This window comes from Bacillus salacetis, from assembly GCF_049177075.1.
Taxonomy (GTDB): domain Bacteria; phylum Bacillota; class Bacilli; order Bacillales; family Bacillaceae_B; genus Rossellomorea; species Rossellomorea salacetis_A.
On sequence record NZ_CP185377.1, the window covers coordinates 3,815,748 to 3,831,199 of the forward strand.

14 protein-coding genes and 1 riboswitch are annotated in these 15,452 nt (G+C 45.5%); of the genes, 1 reads left to right on the forward strand and 13 read right to left on the reverse strand.

Translation table 11 applies throughout. The annotated features are described in order from the left end of the window. The 9 genes from uvrB to ACOJQI_RS19985 all read right to left on the reverse strand — a co-directional run bounded on the left by uvrB (position 1) and on the right by ACOJQI_RS19985 (position 9,133). Positions 1-1,983: an excinuclease ABC subunit UvrB gene (gene uvrB / locus ACOJQI_RS19945; RefSeq protein ID WP_421385522.1), complete on the reverse strand. Its 1,983-nt coding sequence runs from the start codon at positions 1,981-1,983 to the stop codon at positions 1-3. Positions 1,984-2,182: 199 nt separating this feature from the next. Beyond that, a complete protein-coding gene (locus ACOJQI_RS19950; protein WP_421381376.1) occupies positions 2,183-3,028 on the reverse strand; it encodes an alpha/beta fold hydrolase in 846 nt (281 codons plus the stop codon). Further along, positions 3,025-4,035 carry a serine hydrolase domain-containing protein gene (locus ACOJQI_RS19955; RefSeq protein WP_421381378.1) on the reverse strand — a complete coding sequence of 337 codons (1,011 nt, stop codon included), beginning with the start codon at positions 4,033-4,035 and terminating at the stop codon, positions 3,025-3,027. The genes ACOJQI_RS19950 and ACOJQI_RS19955 overlap by 4 nt, the downstream gene beginning before the upstream one ends. Positions 4,036-4,287: 252 nt before the next feature. Then, positions 4,288-4,521 (reverse strand): CsbA family protein, encoded by a 234-nt coding sequence (locus ACOJQI_RS19960; RefSeq protein WP_421381380.1) that lies wholly within the window; start codon positions 4,519-4,521, stop codon positions 4,288-4,290. A 64-nt stretch (positions 4,522-4,585) separates the two neighbouring features. Further along, positions 4,586-5,236 carry an HD domain-containing protein gene (locus tag ACOJQI_RS19965; RefSeq protein WP_421381382.1) on the reverse strand — a complete coding sequence of 217 codons (651 nt, stop codon included), beginning with the start codon at positions 5,234-5,236 and terminating at the stop codon, positions 4,586-4,588. Positions 5,237-5,295: 59 nt separating this feature from the next. Continuing rightward, positions 5,296-6,066 (reverse strand): alpha/beta fold hydrolase, encoded by a 771-nt coding sequence (locus ACOJQI_RS19970; RefSeq protein WP_421381384.1) that lies wholly within the window; start codon positions 6,064-6,066, stop codon positions 5,296-5,298. A 176-nt stretch (positions 6,067-6,242) separates the two neighbouring features. Next, positions 6,243-7,118, reverse strand: a complete 876-nt coding sequence (locus ACOJQI_RS19975; protein ID WP_421381386.1) for a GNAT family N-acetyltransferase — start codon at positions 7,116-7,118, stop codon at positions 6,243-6,245. Between the two features lie 132 nt (positions 7,119-7,250). Further along, on the reverse strand, positions 7,251-7,766 hold the full coding sequence (locus tag ACOJQI_RS19980; RefSeq protein ID WP_421381388.1) for a BsuPI-related putative proteinase inhibitor: 516 nt from the start codon (positions 7,764-7,766) through the stop codon (positions 7,251-7,253). Between the two features lie 161 nt (positions 7,767-7,927). Continuing rightward, complete coding sequence (locus tag ACOJQI_RS19985; RefSeq protein ID WP_421381390.1) at positions 7,928-9,133, reverse strand: PDZ domain-containing protein; 1,206 nt, start codon at positions 9,131-9,133, stop codon at positions 7,928-7,930. Positions 9,134-9,330: 197 nt separating this feature from the next. On the opposite strand from ACOJQI_RS19985, the gene ACOJQI_RS19990 reads away from it, so the two are divergent. After that, complete coding sequence (locus ACOJQI_RS19990; protein WP_421381392.1) at positions 9,331-9,873, forward strand: DUF402 domain-containing protein; 543 nt, start codon at positions 9,331-9,333, stop codon at positions 9,871-9,873. Between the two features lie 59 nt (positions 9,874-9,932). Here the strand turns inward: ACOJQI_RS19990 and ACOJQI_RS19995 are convergent, their stop codons facing one another. The 4 genes from ACOJQI_RS19995 to ACOJQI_RS20010 form a co-directional block, all read right to left on the reverse strand. After that, positions 9,933-11,375, reverse strand: a complete 1,443-nt coding sequence (locus ACOJQI_RS19995; RefSeq protein ID WP_421381394.1) for a S41 family peptidase — start codon at positions 11,373-11,375, stop codon at positions 9,933-9,935. Positions 11,376-11,521: 146 nt separating this feature from the next. Beyond that, complete coding sequence (gene metX, locus ACOJQI_RS20000) at positions 11,522-12,562, reverse strand: homoserine O-acetyltransferase MetX (protein ID WP_421381396.1); 1,041 nt, start codon at positions 12,560-12,562, stop codon at positions 11,522-11,524. A gap of 1 nt (position 12,563) precedes the next feature. Further along, positions 12,564-13,862, reverse strand: a complete 1,299-nt coding sequence (locus ACOJQI_RS20005; protein WP_421381398.1) for an O-acetylhomoserine aminocarboxypropyltransferase/cysteine synthase family protein — start codon at positions 13,860-13,862, stop codon at positions 12,564-12,566. 110 nt (positions 13,863-13,972) lie between these two features. After that, positions 13,973-14,088, reverse strand: a riboswitch (SAM riboswitch). 89 nt (positions 14,089-14,177) lie between these two features. Further along, positions 14,178-15,308 carry a trans-sulfuration enzyme family protein gene (locus ACOJQI_RS20010; RefSeq protein ID WP_421381400.1) on the reverse strand — a complete coding sequence of 377 codons (1,131 nt, stop codon included), beginning with the start codon at positions 15,306-15,308 and terminating at the stop codon, positions 14,178-14,180. Positions 15,309-15,452 lie beyond the last annotated feature (144 nt).

Genomic DNA, 15,452 nt, shown 5'->3' on the forward strand with positions numbered 1-15,452 from the left:
TCATCCTTCCGCTTTTAACTCTAGAATCGTGTCACGCAGTTGGGCGGCACGTTCGAAGTCCAGCGCTCTCGCTGCTTCCTTCATTTCTCCTTCTAAGCTGGCAATAAGCTTTTCTCTCTCTGGTTTCGTAAGCTTCGCAACCTTCTTTTGCGGTCCCTCGTACTCAGCCTGTTCTTCTGCCGCATGAGTGGCACGGATAAGGTTTGGAATGTTTTTCTGAATCGTTTGCGGGGTGATTCCGTGCTTTTCGTTATATTCCATCTGTATTTCACGGCGGCGCTGCGTTTCATCCAAGGCCTTTTGCATCGAATCGGTAATTTTATCTGCATACATGATGACATGGCCGTTTGAGTTACGGGCTGCACGGCCGATCGTCTGGATAAGGGAACGTTCTGAACGGAGGAATCCTTCCTTATCGGCATCCAGGATCGTCACAAGCGACACTTCCGGAATGTCCAGTCCCTCCCTCAGAAGGTTGATACCGACGAGGACGTCATATTTACCCATCCGCAGGTCACGGATGATTTCAATCCGCTCAAGGGTCTTGATTTCCGAATGCAGGTACTGAACCTTGATTCCGATCTCTTTCAGATAAGCCGAGAGATCTTCAGACATCTTTTTCGTCAATGTGGTTACTAATACACGTTCGTTTTTCTCGATCCGTTCATTGATTTCTCCAATCAGGTCATCAATCTGCCCTTCAATTGGACGCACATCGATAGTCGGATCCAGCAGGCCTGTCGGTCTGATGATCTGCTGAATCATCTCAGGACTGTGCTCTTCTTCATAAGGTCCCGGCGTCGCCGATACATAGACAAGCTGGTTCGCCTTTTTCTCAAATTCTTCAAACTTGAGCGGGCGGTTATCCATCGCTGAAGGCAGACGGAAGCCGTGATCGACCAGAACTTTTTTACGCGCCTGGTCACCATTGAACATCCCCCTTATTTGGGGAAGTGTCACGTGGGACTCATCGATCACTATCATAAAGTCATCCGGAAAATAATCCAGAAGCGTATATGGCGTCGATCCTGCGGGACGGAGTGTCAAGTGACGTGAATAGTTCTCAATTCCCGAACAGAAGCCCATTTCCCTCATCATTTCGAGGTCGTACCTTGTTCTTTGCTCCAGCCGTTGTGCCTCAAGAAGCTTATTTTCTTCTCTCATTACTTTCAGCTGTTCTTCAAGTTCCTGCTCAATGTTTCCGATGGCAATCCTCATCTTCTCTTCACGGGTAACGAAGTGGGATGCCGGGAAAATCGCAACGTGATCTCTTTCCCCGATGATTTCGCCTGTCAGGGAATCCACTTCCCTTATACGGTCAATTTCATCTCCGAAAAACTCTATACGCATACAATGTTCATCTCTTGAAGCAGGGAAAATTTCAACGACATCCCCGCGGACCCTGAATGTTCCGCGCTTAAAATCGATATCATTACGGGCATATTGAACATCGACCAGCTTACGGAGCAGCTGATTCCGTTCTATTTCCATCCCTACTCTTAGTGAGACAACAAGATCGCGGTATTCCTCAGGCGAACCGAGACCGTAAATACAGGAGACACTGGCAATGATGATGACATCCTTCCGTTCAAACAAGGAAGAAGTGGCCGAGTGCCGCAGTTTATCGATCTCATCATTGATGCTTGCATCTTTTTCTATAAATGTATCTGTCTGTGGAACATAAGCTTCCGGCTGATAATAATCATAGTAACTGACAAAATACTCAACCGCGTTGTCAGGGAAAAACTCTTTGAACTCGCTGTACAGCTGTCCGGCGAGTGTTTTGTTATGTGCGATGACAAGGGTGGGCTTGTTGACTTCCTTGATGACATTGGAAACCGTAAACGTTTTTCCTGTCCCCGTCGCCCCCAGCAAGGTCTGATGCCTTTTTCCATCGCGTATGCCCTGGGCGATTTCCTTGATGGCTGCCGGCTGGTCCCCCTGCGGCTGGTATTTCGATTTTAATTGAAATTGATCTTTCACCATCCTGCCTCCCGTTCAAATAGACTTATATATCAAATATACCCTGTATGCTTGTTCTCTAAAGCCTCTGTATTCAATATTCTCATTCTACCACAAGCTCAGTAGAAAAAACCAACAATAAACGAACAAAAGTTCGCATATCTTTTCTTCGGAAAATGTACAAGAACCATATAAAAAAAGACCGGTTTCCCGGCCATATTCAAATCCTATTTATAAATAAAGATACTTCTTTTTTAAAAAGCCCGTTCTCTTCTAAAAAAGGATAGTGGTTGCTGTTTTCAAAAACGGCAAGCTCTGCATTCCGGATCTCTTCCGCCATTTCGATCGAGAATTCCACCGGGCATTGAACGTCGTGTTTTCCACACATGATCAAAGTTGGAGCGGAAATCAATTTCAATTTCCTCGTGACATCAAATATTTGAAACTCCCTGTTCATGAAATTCATGCGGATAGCCGATAACCCTTTATGTATGTTTTTATTGAAATAATCATGGTAGAGTTCAGGTTTATAGAGTGACAGCTTTATCCTGTTCATCGATATGTCTTTTCTCTCTTCTATGGATAAATCCGCTTGCTTCAGACGTTCATTATATTCCTGCATGGTCCCGAACTGTGGATGGGAGGAGTGATAGATACACTCTTCAGAAAAAGTGTAAAAATCCCTCGCCGCTGCCCCGACTGCTATCAACCCCTTCAGGCTGTCGGAAAAGTAGATTCCATAAACGATTCCGAGGATCCCGCCTGTCGAATGTCCGGCAAAAATCCACTTTTCATATCCGAGTGAATCCCGGATGGCTTCCAGGTCAAAAACCGTTTCCAGCAGACTGAGCTGATAATGTTCCTGGGCTTTTTCCGAGCCTCCCGCTTCCCGAAGGTTCACTAGTATGACTTTGTGAGTCCCCGTGAATTCTTCGGCAAAATAATCCCCGGTGTCATTGAAAATAGAGTAATGATGCGTGACACACAGCGGGTCTCCTTCACCTGCAGTAAAGACTTCAAAAGATCCCCTATCCGTTTCAACCATCATCCTTTCCCACTTTTTCATCGTACTTTCTCCCCTTTTAAACAATCTGCAGCAAGATTGCTGAACTCTCTTAAGTAATGAAGATAATTGCTTCCTCCGTAGTTATAGCGTTTGTTATACATCTTAACGACCACCGCGTTATGTTCCGGAATGACTAATACAGTTGGACCAGTGACACCGAGAATCTGATAGGAGCCCCTTGGCACCCGCTCACCCAGTTCACTTTGTGCAGCCGGCTCCCCCTGTACAAACCAAAAGAACCCGTTTTGAGGCAGGTCTTTATTTTTATAAGAAGGACTTTGGATGGTGGCAGCGAGTTCGATGACTTCCCGTGGAACAATCTGTTTTCCATCTGCTTTCCCCATGTTCAAGTGGAGATTTCCCCATAAGGCAAGCTCCTTGGCAGAAACAAAGAGATTTGATTCCATCCCGTTTGCGGTCTTGCCCAGCTTGGAAATGGCTCTTTCGGCAGGATTCATGATGACTTCCGCAAGATTTTCACAAGGTTTTATTTCCCATGCTGTTTCGCTGAATCCCAGCGGGTCAAACACTCTTTCTTTTAAAAGCTGTGGAAAACTTTTACCGTACAGTCTTTCCATCAATTCGGTCATCATTAAAATGTTTATTCCTCTATACGCCCAGTCTTCTCCCGGAGGGAATTCCCGAAAAGGTATTCCACCCTCCGTTTCATGGAGCCCATGTGAATGGGTAATGAGATGGCGGATTGTCGTGCCGCCAAGCAGCTTCCGGTCATATTGAGGAAAATAATCCACAGCCAGATCATCAAGGCTCCCGATATTCCCTTCATAAACAGCATAAGCCGCTGCAAGCCCCAGGTAGCTTTTCCGGGCAGAGGCAATATTGAACCTGGTACTGCTGCTGACAGGGTTAGCATCGGGTGAATTTGATTGAGCGCCGCTGTAGTGTTCCAGCACCGTCTGGTTATCTTTGATGATGAACAAGGCAGCTCCTGAACTGTGGTTTCGAGTCTTTATATCTTCAACCCATGAAATAAGGCGTTCATACATGGCGGATCTCTCCTTTTTTTGAGATACCTAAACAATTCTAGATAGAGATCCCTTTACCTTGTTAATAACTTTGGGGATAGATTGTTGATTATGTGGATTGTTTGTTGATAACTTCCCGTTTTTGTGAATAATATGGGTATAAGTCCGTTTACTCTAATATCAACCTGTGATTAACTCTTGTTTATCCACAAAATACTGTTAGTTATCCACTTTTTCAACCAAAATAAAAAAGCACCTGACATGATCAGGGCTTCAATTGCGATTTCTCGCTTTATTCCTCATTCGGTTACTGTACCAAAAGCCTGCTGTAAGAGATGCGGCATCCACCACAATCAGGCCCCACGAATCAGTATATCCTTTATAAACGGAAGCTGCTATCAGAGCGACCGTCAACACCAGACCGACAATGTGGTTATATGTTACTCTCGTAAACAGGACGACGAGCAGTCCAGGCAGGAATATGCCTAAAATATATTTTGAAACCATTCTATTCTCTCCTCAAAGTATCCGTTATCTTTATTTTACCAAAAAACGAATTGGAAGAGTTAGTTTAATCTTTCGAACTGCTGAATCCTTCAACAATTTTCTTTGTCATTTCACTAAGCTGTTCATGCGGTATGTTTTTCTCAGAAAGCATTTCTGGAAGGATGTCATTGAGGAAGTACTGTACAGAGTCCATTTCATGAAATTTCAGGATGGTGGCAAGCGCCTCTTCATAGATCTCCAAAAACAGCGGTTCGGGATTCCCTTTTTGAATCTCTCCGAAAGATTCATAAAGTAAATCAATCTTATCGGCTACCGAAAGAATCCTTCCTTCAAGGGTGGAATCTTTTCCTTCCTTGAACCTTTCACGGTATACATCCTGATATTCTTCAGGAAATTCCTGATCGATGAACTTGGTGATCATTTCCTCTTCCACTTCGCTGAACAGCCTGCGCAGCTCTTCGGAAGCGTATTTTACCGGGGTTTTGATATCCCCCGTAAACAATTCAGCGTAGTCATGATTCAACGCTTTTTCATAGAGCGCTTTCCAGTTGATGGCATTCCCATTATGTTCTTCTACCGTCCCAAGGAACTGCGCAATCTTGGTGACTTTGAAGGAATGGCTTGCGACATTATGGTCCTGGTATTTGAACCTTCCCGGACAGCGGATGAGTTTCTCCACGTCTGAAAGACTTTTAAAATAATGATGGATCCCCATAAAATCCTCCTCCCTGCCAACTAGTCTCTATTTTTTGGTTTCATTCATTATACTCCTTTTCATTCCCTGTTCAACATTTTTTTAACATAATAAAAAATGGCTTTGTTAAAAGAGTTGGAAAACAGAGTCGGAAGCTGGTGTTTGGCTTTCTCCAGAATCACGAGTTCATGCTGGGGATGCTCCTTATACAGCCGATATTGATTGTTGATCCAGTCGGATTTGCCGCCATAAATGAGCAGGAGCGGTACCTTCAAGTCAAGAATGCGGTCCGTACAGTTATAATACAGCGATTGCTTATAATAGTGATACCAGATGCTGCGATTGGCTTTCTCCATATGTTCATGAAGCTCCTGTTCAGCTTCAGGGGTCTTTGCATGGGCTTTGGATAAAACATTGATCATCAATTGCGGCTTCTCTTTGATCGTCCTCATGCCGAGAAGATGCATCACCTTCAGGCGGACCGTCTGTACTTTGGGATATCCACCTGCCAGTATGAGGATTTCCACCATATCAATATATTTAAAAGTAAACTCCTGGGCAATCACACCTCCAGCCGAATACCCCAGCAGAACACATTTGCTGATATCCAGATGGTCCAGGACCGCCTTTACTTCTTCTACGTATGTATCAATACTGACAAAGTCCTCTTCATTATAAGAATCGCCATGTCCGCTGAGGTCCGGGATGATCAAGCGGAACTGTTCCTTCAAAGGGTTCTGGTAAATAAATGATTTCCTGCCGAGTCCCGGGGGATGAATCATTAATATCGGCACCCCTTCCCCGTAATCCTCGAAAAATAACTCCCTGTCCTTGAAGCTGCAAACGGCCATTCCAATCCCTCCTCCTGCACAATTTCCCCTTAGCTTTGGCAGAAAAAAGACATAACATACAGAAAGTGGGCAAACTTTACCGCTTTAAAGCACTGGGGGACAGTCCCCCGCCGCTTTAAAGGGTTAAAGTGCATCCTATAAAAAAATCCTTTCCATTGTGCGGAAAGGATCTCAAGTTATGCTTGGGAAGTGATTGGATGTTTGAAGGTTTCCGGCAGTACCAGGCCATTGGCGGTTTTGACGAAAAGCACTTCATCACCTTTGAACGGTACCGTTGTAAAATTCTCTGAGCTGTTCTGGAATGTAAAGTGAAAGTGCACTTCCTTAATTTCAGGAGTGGCTATCTCTGTTGCCAGAACCTTCAAATCTATTTCTTTAGGGCTGATGACATCAAATAGATGAAGGATGCTACCTTCCTTTTTCATAAGGATGACCGTTTCTTCTTCTGCCCAGTAATAGATATCATCCGGAAACACATAGGTACAATAGAACAACAGCAATTCCGCCGTGTCAGTTGTGCTGAATGTTTTCGCCACAGGCACCTTTCTCTCTGCTAATTTATGTATGAAGCTTAAATCTTCTTTATTATCAGCGTCCAGTTTTTGAAGCGTGATTCCTTCCCCGCTCCCGGAGAGCTTCATGACTGGCTGCTGCTCCCCGACGGACCTAAAGCCAAACTTCGGATAGTAATCCAGGACGGTACTGTTTGCAAAGAGGTAAATCAAATCAACATCTTGAAAGTCTTCCATTACCTTGTTCATAAGTGCACCCGAGAGACCTTTTCCCCGGTAATCAGGATGTGTCATGACCGTTCCGATTTGAATTGCACTCTTTCGTTCGCCACTGATGATTAAGTTTATTTTATTGACCGACACATTGGCAATGATGTTATTTCCCTCTGCAAAAGAATATGGTTCATACTTATCTGTCCAAAAGCCAAGCTTATACCATTTCTCAAAACTGATTCCGAATGTATCGAGAGCCAGTTGATTGAAGCTCTTCCTTAAAACATCATCGTCCCTGTACCCCTTGATGAATCTATAATCCCTCATCTATATTCCCCCATTTCTCATCGCACTTTACTGCGTTAATGCGCTGGGGGACTGTCCCCCAATGCATTAATGTGCTAAAGCAACCAACCTTAAAATAACAGCAGCCATGTCAGGACTGCTGTCTAGAATACTTTATTGATTCAGTTTTGCAGAAGTCGGGGCTGTTTTCCCGCCTTTGGGAGTCAGCCAGACTTCCAGCGTGGTTCCCCCTTCGAAATCTTCATCAGGCGGAAGTTCGATTGTATAAGACAACTCTTCTCCCTGAGCCAATGTTTCTTCACCCAGCACCTGCATGAAGGCTGCTGTGCTCGAGTATAAATACACCGTCTTGCCCTCTTCATCTTTTACTGCGTAATCATAACGCTGAGAACTAGTAAATTCGAAAGTCACTTCTTTTTCAGTCTGATTTTTGACGGTATAAACAAACTGCCCGTTTTCATTCTTCATCAATGATGGTTCAATTTCTCCTGCCACAATTCCTTGCCCCCCGTCTTCAATCGCATCTCCCTCATTGCCTCCGTTCCCCTGGGAACCATTACCTGCCTCTCCCGAACCGGAATTCTCACCCTGCTCCACACTCATTCCGCACGCTGCCGTCATTCCGATGGTAAAGAGCATAATCATAAGAACCAATACACGTTTGATCATTCATCAACACTCCTTTCTTCCTTTTATCTCCTCTTATAGGAGTGGACGGTAATCGTAAGATAAAGTTACACTTTTTTCTGAAAATGGTCTTCTGTAAAACAAAAGCCTTATGAGAGGAGTCCCTCATAAGGCATTCAAGTCATATCCACTTCTATACCCTTTTAAACAAAATGATACCCGACTTTAGACGACCACTCACGATCTTCCTCAACAAAGATAATGCCAAGTTCATGGTGATCTCCCTCATAAAGGGCGCCCTGAGCAAAGCGGATCTGCCCGTTTGTATCAATTACTTCCAGCTTACAGTATGCCCGGTTCTGCTGGAGAGCCTCATAGAATTCTTCTTCGGTCTGTACATGGAATCCATTTACCTTTGTCACCATTTCTCCGGAAACAAGGGACATTTTCTCAGCCGGGGAGCCCGGAAGAATGGCCAGGATCATCAAGCCTTGAGACTTTCTTGAGTAAAAATACGATTTCTCGCTGTCCTGCACTCTCTGCCTGTAAGCCATCCATTCACGGCCGACAATCGCCAAGAGGGCTCCGGCAATGGAGACAAGTGGAGCGAAGTAGCCTGCTACTGCAATGGTCAGTATAAGTGCCCCAAACCAGAAAACTCGGTTTCCGGTTTCCTTGATGCTGATATGCGGTAGAGTGCTTCTGACAAGCTGACCGAAACCAATAAGAAAGGGAAACAGTATCAACGAATAGGTCTGGGATCCGACCGTGAATGCCGGCCACCAGGTCCAAGGCATATCCAGAGAACCCACCGGCATCAGCAGGAACATCGGCACGACCCAGAGCTTCTTTCCTTCCTGAACGCCGACTTTCAAACCGCGGGAACTTCTGATCAATCTTGGTGATGTCTTCTTCCAGCCGCTGTGGCTGATGAGTACACCTTCAATCAAAAGCAGCGTTCCCAGCAAAACGACAACAGCATTCAGCAATCCTTCATTCAGCTGCTCGAAATATGTATTGAAGATTGGCAATTCCACCTTAAAATAATAGATCGCCAAGAGCAGGAAATATCCAATTCCGACAGTATACGCCGGAGTCAGCAGCCTGGTTTTGAAAGTCAATGCCAACAGGATTGTTACCCCTCCAATCAACAGCAGGCTTCCAAACGGAATTACAAGCCCCGCTCCGATTGTCAGCAGCGAAAACCCGAGACCCAGTAAAAGTCCCAAGGGAAATAAAAAACGGATTTCATGATACATATCAAAAATCCTCGTATGCAGTTCGCGCCTCTCCCGCTTCACACGGAAATAGCCGCTGAACAAGGCAACTATAATAGAAATATATAATAGCGGATTCAAAAACAGCTTGCCGCCTGCTTTCATAATCTCCACAAGCCAATGCTGTACCAATGGTGTTCACCATCCTCAACGTGTTAATCTTTTCTATTATTTTAACAAATCAGCACGGTAAAACCTATTGAATTTTAATATAATCAATCTACTAATTTTTCCAGCCATTCGACAAGGAGACTTTTTCCCGGGAAATATAAAGGAAATTGCAAGCTGCTGACGAATGGTTAAGTGAAGGTTGTCGGGAGGAATGTCAATTGGATGTCGTTGTTTACTGGAATCATGTCGGAAGAGAGCATGGGAAATTAGAATATACGAAGGACCTGAGGAAAAACAGGCCGGAAATAATCGAGGAAGCGCTGCAGTTAAAAGAAGACCGGGCTTTGAATCAGGAGAATCCACACAGATTTCTGGCATTGGATGAATCCACGGTGATTGAACTGCCGCCTGAAAGTTCAAATAAGAAATTCATCATCATTTACCAGCTGGAACTCGGACTTCAATTTTCATATGGTTTTAAAAGTTCTCATCAGGGCTGGCTCATTGATATCGTCGAATATGAAAAGAAACGGGACGGATTGATATGTGTCCATGATCTGCTGATCGATATCCGTGTGTTTGAGGACGGGAGTTATCATGTTGTTGATATGGATGAGTTTTATGAGGCTTATTCTTTAGGGGCACTTTCTGAAAAACAGGTGTCACACAGCCTGAATGCTCTGTCCGATATATTGGGAAGGTTGAACAAAAAACAATTCCCTGGGGAACTAATAGAGGAAATAAAGCAGCAGTATTATTAAGAAGACCCGGCAAGGACCGGGCCTTCTTTATCTTTATTTCTTAATGCTTTTACCTTCCCTCAATCCAACCTCTTCAAATAATCCAAAGCAGCCTTCAACTGCACGTCATTCTTCTCATCTTTTACCGCTGAATAAATCTCCTCCTGAAGTTTGGAGGCTGTTTGACTGTCAATTTTACCCGTGGCACCCAGTTCATGTTTCTGCTGAAAACTCTTGACTGCCGCTTCTGTTGCTTCATTATAATAACCGTCGGTCCGTCCTGGATTGTATCCCAGTCCTTCTAGCATCTGCTGGGCATTCTTCACTTGTTCGTTGTTCATTTCAGGAACAAGCGGCTTTTCTGCTTCTAGAGGATGGGCATAGAAGTAGGCAGGCTGTTTGACCGGGATATCAGGCTGGATTCCTTTTTTATGGATCCAATTGCCTTTAGGGGTCAGCCATTTAAACATGGTAAGCTTGATGTTGCTGCCATCACCCATTGGATATGGCTGCTGGACTGTCCCTTTACCGAATGTTTTCGTTCCGATCAGCGGATAGCCCCCACCTTCCTTCAACGCTCCTGCAAGAATTTCAGATGCCGAGGCACTTCCTTCATCGACAAGGACCGTGATAGGATAAGATTTCTTCTCTTTAATCTCGGAGAAATATTTCAAAGTCTCGCCATTTCGCTCCTGAATCTGGACATATGGAATATCGTCTGTTATAAACTCCGCAAGCATTTCATTGACGCTCGACAACAGGCCGCCTGGATTTCCCCGGACATCGATGACAAGGCCGGAAAGCCCCTGTTTCTCCAAGTCTCCTAGCTGCTTTTTAAAATCCTTGGATGTGTTTTCCGAGAATGAGGATACTTCAATGATTCCATAATGTTTTCCGTTCTCGTTCTTCACATCCGAGTGAACGGTTTCAAGCGGAATTTCATCTCTTTTCACACTGACCTTGATAGGCTTCGAAAGTCCTTCTCTCATAATCTCCAATTCTACTGAAGATCCTTTTTCACCTCTGATTTTCAGTGTTGCTTCATATAAATCAAGACCAGTAATATCTTCCCCATCAACTTTCAGGATTTGGTCATTTGGCCGCAGTCCTGCTTTTTCAGCCGGGGAATCTTTGAATGGGGCCACAATCAGCAGCTTTCCATCCATCACCGTGACCTCTGCCCCAATCCCTTGAAAGGAAGATCCGAGGGAGTCGTTGAACTGCGAGGCGGTGCTCGCATCCATATACACCGAATAAGGGTCCCCCAGGGTCTCAAGCATCCCCTGAATCGCTCCCTCGACCAGTTCCCCCTTGTCCACTTCCTCTACATACTTGTCCGCGATGAGATCATAAGCCACTTCCACTTTATGCAGCCTGTCACTCAGCGGACCGCCGTCTTCAGCCACCGCTCCTCCTGTCTCACTTTTAAAAGAATCCAGTAAACTCAACCCGCCGTACATTCCCCCTGCACCGGTCAAAAGGGAGGCGGCCGCTATGATGATGAGGCCTTTTCGCTGCTCCATTCCGTTCCCTCCTATATACAAGCTTCAACAGCATCACTGTATTTTTTGGATAAAAAAGACACCACACAAAAACGCTTAATCAGCGGTGCGATGTCTTTGCTATTGAAACTATATGCCGGAAGGGGACAAGTTATGAGTCCCGGTAGCTATTTTTCCAAGTGCTTTGTAATCAAATCTCCCCACTTCTCAAACTCTGTTAAAAATCCATCATGGCCAAATAGTGTCTCTACTTCGTAATAAGCAGACTCAGGAACCAGATCAGCAAACTTTTTAATCAGCGAAGGCGCATAAATTAAATCGCTGGTGTATCCCAGGGCAGTCAGTTCAGGCTGAAACTCTGACGCCGCCTCCCTCCAGCCGCCCCGGTCTCTCCCGATATCATGACTGTTCATGGCATCCATTAAATATAGATAACTGTTTGGGTCAAACCGTTTGGCAAGCTTTTCCCCCTGATACGCGAGATAGGATTCCACCTGAAATTGTTCTTCGCTGGCCTTGCTTCGGTTGAATCTTCCTTCAAATAACTCCCCGGAACGATAGGTGACCATTCCGGCCATTCTTGCCACTTTCAGCCCGTTCACATCTGAAGATTGCTCATAATTTCCATCCAGCCAGTTTGGATCGGAAATTATCGCTGTTTTCCCAATATAATTGAAGGCGATTCCGTAATCCGAAAAATAAGGGGTGCTCGCCAGCAGGAACACTTTTTTCACGAACGAAGGGTATAGCAGGCCCCATTCGAGAGCCTGCATCCCTCCAAGGGATCCGCCTATTACTGCTTCCAGCGAAGAGACTCCAAGCTCCTCCAATGCTTGGTACTGCGCACGTACAATATCCCTCACAGTCAGCTGCGGAAACGTCATCCTGTAAGGTTTCCCGGTTTCCGGGTTGAGTGTAGCGGGCCCAGTCGAACCGTCACAACCTCCTAAAACATTGAAGGTGATCACCAAATATTCTTCGGTATTGATATAGGCTGCAGGGCCGATCAACCCCCTCCACCATCCTGGATTTTCTTCGGTTCCGACACTGAGATGGCTTCCAGTCAAAGCATGGCAGACAAGAATGACAGGTCCTGAGCGCCTGCCTGTCATCTCGTATTTCAATTCGGCCCTTTTCACTGTTTTCCCATTTTCCAGACAGAGGTCTCCAATTGGAACGGTCCCTGTTTCATAGATTACTTGACTCATTTTATACAGAAGCGGTTGCTGCTGTCGCCTTTGTAATAGCCTGATCTAAATCCGCCTGCAGGTCTTTGACGGATTCCAATCCGATGGACAGCCTGATGAGTTCCTCTGTTACACCTGTTGTTATCAGATCCTCGCTGCTCAACTGCTGGTGAGTGGTAGACGCAGGATGGATGATCAGTGACTTCGCATCACCGACATTAGCGACATGTGACCATAGAGTGATATTATCAATCAGTTTTCGGCCGGCTTCCCTTCCGCCTTTGATGCCGAAATTAACGATGGAGCCGTGCCCATGGGACAGATATTTTTCAGCCAGCGAGTTAGCTGGATGATTTTCAAGACCAGGATAGCTCACCCAGTCCACTGATGGATGATTTTCCAGGTAACGGGCAATTTCCAGCGCATTGCTGTTATGTTTCGGAACTCTTAAATGCAGTGTTTCAAGTCCCTGTAAAAGAAGGAACGCGTTATGCGGGCTCAAGCAGGCACCTAGGTCGCGAAGAAGCTGGACACGCAGTTTTACAGCATAAGCTGCTTCCCCGACATCAACGTAGCGAAGGCCGTTATAGCTTGGGTCCGGATCAGTGAAATCCTTGAATTTCGGGCTGTCCCAATCGAACTGGCCGCCGTCGACGATCACTCCGCCGATTGCCGTTCCGTGACCCCCAATCCATTTTGTTGCCGAATGGATCACAACGTCCGCTCCATATTGAATCGGCTGGCAGCCATAAGGTGTCGGGAATGTATTATCGATAATCAGCGGGATGCCATTGGAGTGGGCAATATCCGCCACTTTTTCAATATCCAGTACATTCAAGCTCGGATTCCCGATCGTTTCAGCAAAGACCGCTTTTGTTTTTTCAGTAATCGCCTTTCGGATGTTTTCAGGGTCTGTGCTGTCCACGAACTTCACCTTGATGCCGTATCTAGGCAGCGTGACCGCAAAGAGGTTATACGTCCCGCCATAGAGCTTGGAAGAGGCTACGATTTCATCACCAGCCCCAGCTATATTCAAAATCGCCAGGGAAATGGCTGCCATTCCGGAAGAAACGGCGACCGCGGCCACCCCTTTTTCCAACAGCGCAATTCTCTTCTCAAAAACATCGACCGTCGGGTTGCCGATCCGCGTATAAATGTTCCCGGGCTCGCTTAGTGAAAACAGATTTTGGGCGTGCTCGGTGTCATTGAAAACATAAGAAGTCGTCTGGTAAATCGGAACGGCACGCGAGCCTGTTACCGGATCAGGTTCCTGTCCTCCGTGCAGTAATAATGTTTCCGGGTCGAATTGATGGTTTGTCATAATAATTTCCTCCTCAAATTTTATAAAAATTGTACTGGAAGCGAAGAGGAATTCTGCATATTAAAAAGCCCTCTCCGCTAAGAAGAGGGCTTGAAAAGTCAATGCTCCTCCTCTTATCTTCCAGACTGGTCTCAGTCTGTAGGATGTAGCACCTTTCCAAGCAGAAAACTGCCTGTAGGTTGCCGGGCTTCATCGGGCCTATTCCCTCCGCCGCTCTCGATAAGAGATATCGATTTGCTTATGAAAATGTATATGTCGTATGAGTTGGATTATAACTGACTATTTTTGTCAGGTCAATGATTATTCTGAATTTTTTTATTTCGACGAATCAACTGCATCCTTGAATGCCTTGATGATATCTTCTGCATCTTCAATTCCGACAGAGATCCGGACCACCTGTGGATTCACTCCGATTTTCTCTCTGGCTTCATCCGTCAATGCCCTGTGGGAGGTGCCTTGCGGATAGGAAACTGTTGTTTCCACGCCTGCCAAAGTTGGCACAATTTTCACCCAGCTTAGTCCTGTGAAAAACCTGTGGATATCGTTGTGCTCCTCCAATTCAATGGTTACGATGGCTCCGCTCCCTTTTTCAGAAGCTTTTTTAGGATAATAGACAGTTTTAACCCCTTCATATCCGTCCAGTGCTTCAGCCAGCTTTTCAGCATTATCACATTGCTGCTTCATCCTCAGCGACAATGTTTTACAGCCCCTGACCGTCAGCCACGCTTCATGAGGGCTAAGATTCATGCCGAGATTAATGACTTTGTTCCTTGCTTTTGCCATCAGTTCATCCGGTCCAACGGTTACTCCTGCCGTCACATCACTGTGGCCGCCGATGTATTTTGTGGCACTGTGGGCGACGATATCCACGCCGTCGTTGTATGGGTTCATGAGGTAGGGTGTCGCGAATGTGTTATCAATCATGGTTCTGAGCCCATGCCTCTTTGCAATGCTCACCATTCCCTTGATATCTTCAAGCCTTAAAAAAGGATTTGTAATGCTTTCACTATAAAGAAGCTTGGTTTCCGGTGTAATGTTTCTAACGATCTCCTCATGGTCACTGAAATCGGCAAAAGAAACCTTGATCCCAAATGTTTTCAACTCTTCGTTTAAAAGATGATAAGTCCCGCCGTAAATATCTTCAGCCGCAATGATGTGGTCCCCGCTTTCTGCCACAGCCAGAATACCGGCCAGGATTGCCCCCATACCAGATGCTGCAGCCACACCTGCAGGCGCCCCTTCAAGAGCGGCGACCATATCACCCAACTCATCGGTATTCGGGTTTCCGGACCTTGTGTATAAGTAAGGGGATTTCCCTTCATAAAAACCCTCGAGTTCTTCCAAGGAAGAAAATGAGAACGCAGAGGTTTGATAAATCGGTGTAGTTTTGCTTTTGATGCTGCGGTTATGTAACGTGCTGTGAACAACTTTTGTGTCAAATTTCATCTCAAAAACCCCTTTTCCTTTAAAAAACGCCTTTCCACCCATTATACGACAGTAAATATCGCCTGTCACACTTTACCACATTAACGTATTACCGTGCGAAGAGGGACAGTCCCTTTTCGTGCTCTAAAGCACTGAAAGGGACTG

Coding starts and splice junctions, on each gene's coding strand:
- ACOJQI_RS19950 (WP_421381376.1), bottom strand. CDS start 3,028: ATGAAAAAGTGGGAAAGGATGATGGTTGAAACGGATAGGGGATCTTTT.
- ACOJQI_RS19955 (WP_421381378.1), bottom strand. CDS start 4,035: ATGTATGAACGCCTTATTTCATGGGTTGAAGATATAAAGACTCGAAAC.
- ACOJQI_RS19960 (WP_421381380.1), bottom strand. CDS start 4,521: ATGGTTTCAAAATATATTTTAGGCATATTCCTGCCTGGACTGCTCGTC.
- ACOJQI_RS19965 (WP_421381382.1), bottom strand. CDS start 5,236: ATGGGGATCCATCATTATTTTAAAAGTCTTTCAGACGTGGAGAAACTC.
- ACOJQI_RS19970 (WP_421381384.1), bottom strand. CDS start 6,066: ATGGCCGTTTGCAGCTTCAAGGACAGGGAGTTATTTTTCGAGGATTAC.
- ACOJQI_RS19975 (WP_421381386.1), bottom strand. CDS start 7,118: ATGAGGGATTATAGATTCATCAAGGGGTACAGGGACGATGATGTTTTA.
- ACOJQI_RS19980 (WP_421381388.1), bottom strand. CDS start 7,766: ATGATCAAACGTGTATTGGTTCTTATGATTATGCTCTTTACCATCGGA.
- ACOJQI_RS19995 (WP_421381394.1), bottom strand. CDS start 11,375: ATGGAGCAGCGAAAAGGCCTCATCATCATAGCGGCCGCCTCCCTTTTG.
- metX (WP_421381396.1), bottom strand. CDS start 12,562: ATGAGTCAAGTAATCTATGAAACAGGGACCGTTCCAATTGGAGACCTC.
- ACOJQI_RS20005 (WP_421381398.1), bottom strand. CDS start 13,862: ATGACAAACCATCAATTCGACCCGGAAACATTATTACTGCACGGAGGA.
- ACOJQI_RS20010 (WP_421381400.1), bottom strand. CDS start 15,308: ATGAAATTTGACACAAAAGTTGTTCACAGCACGTTACATAACCGCAGC.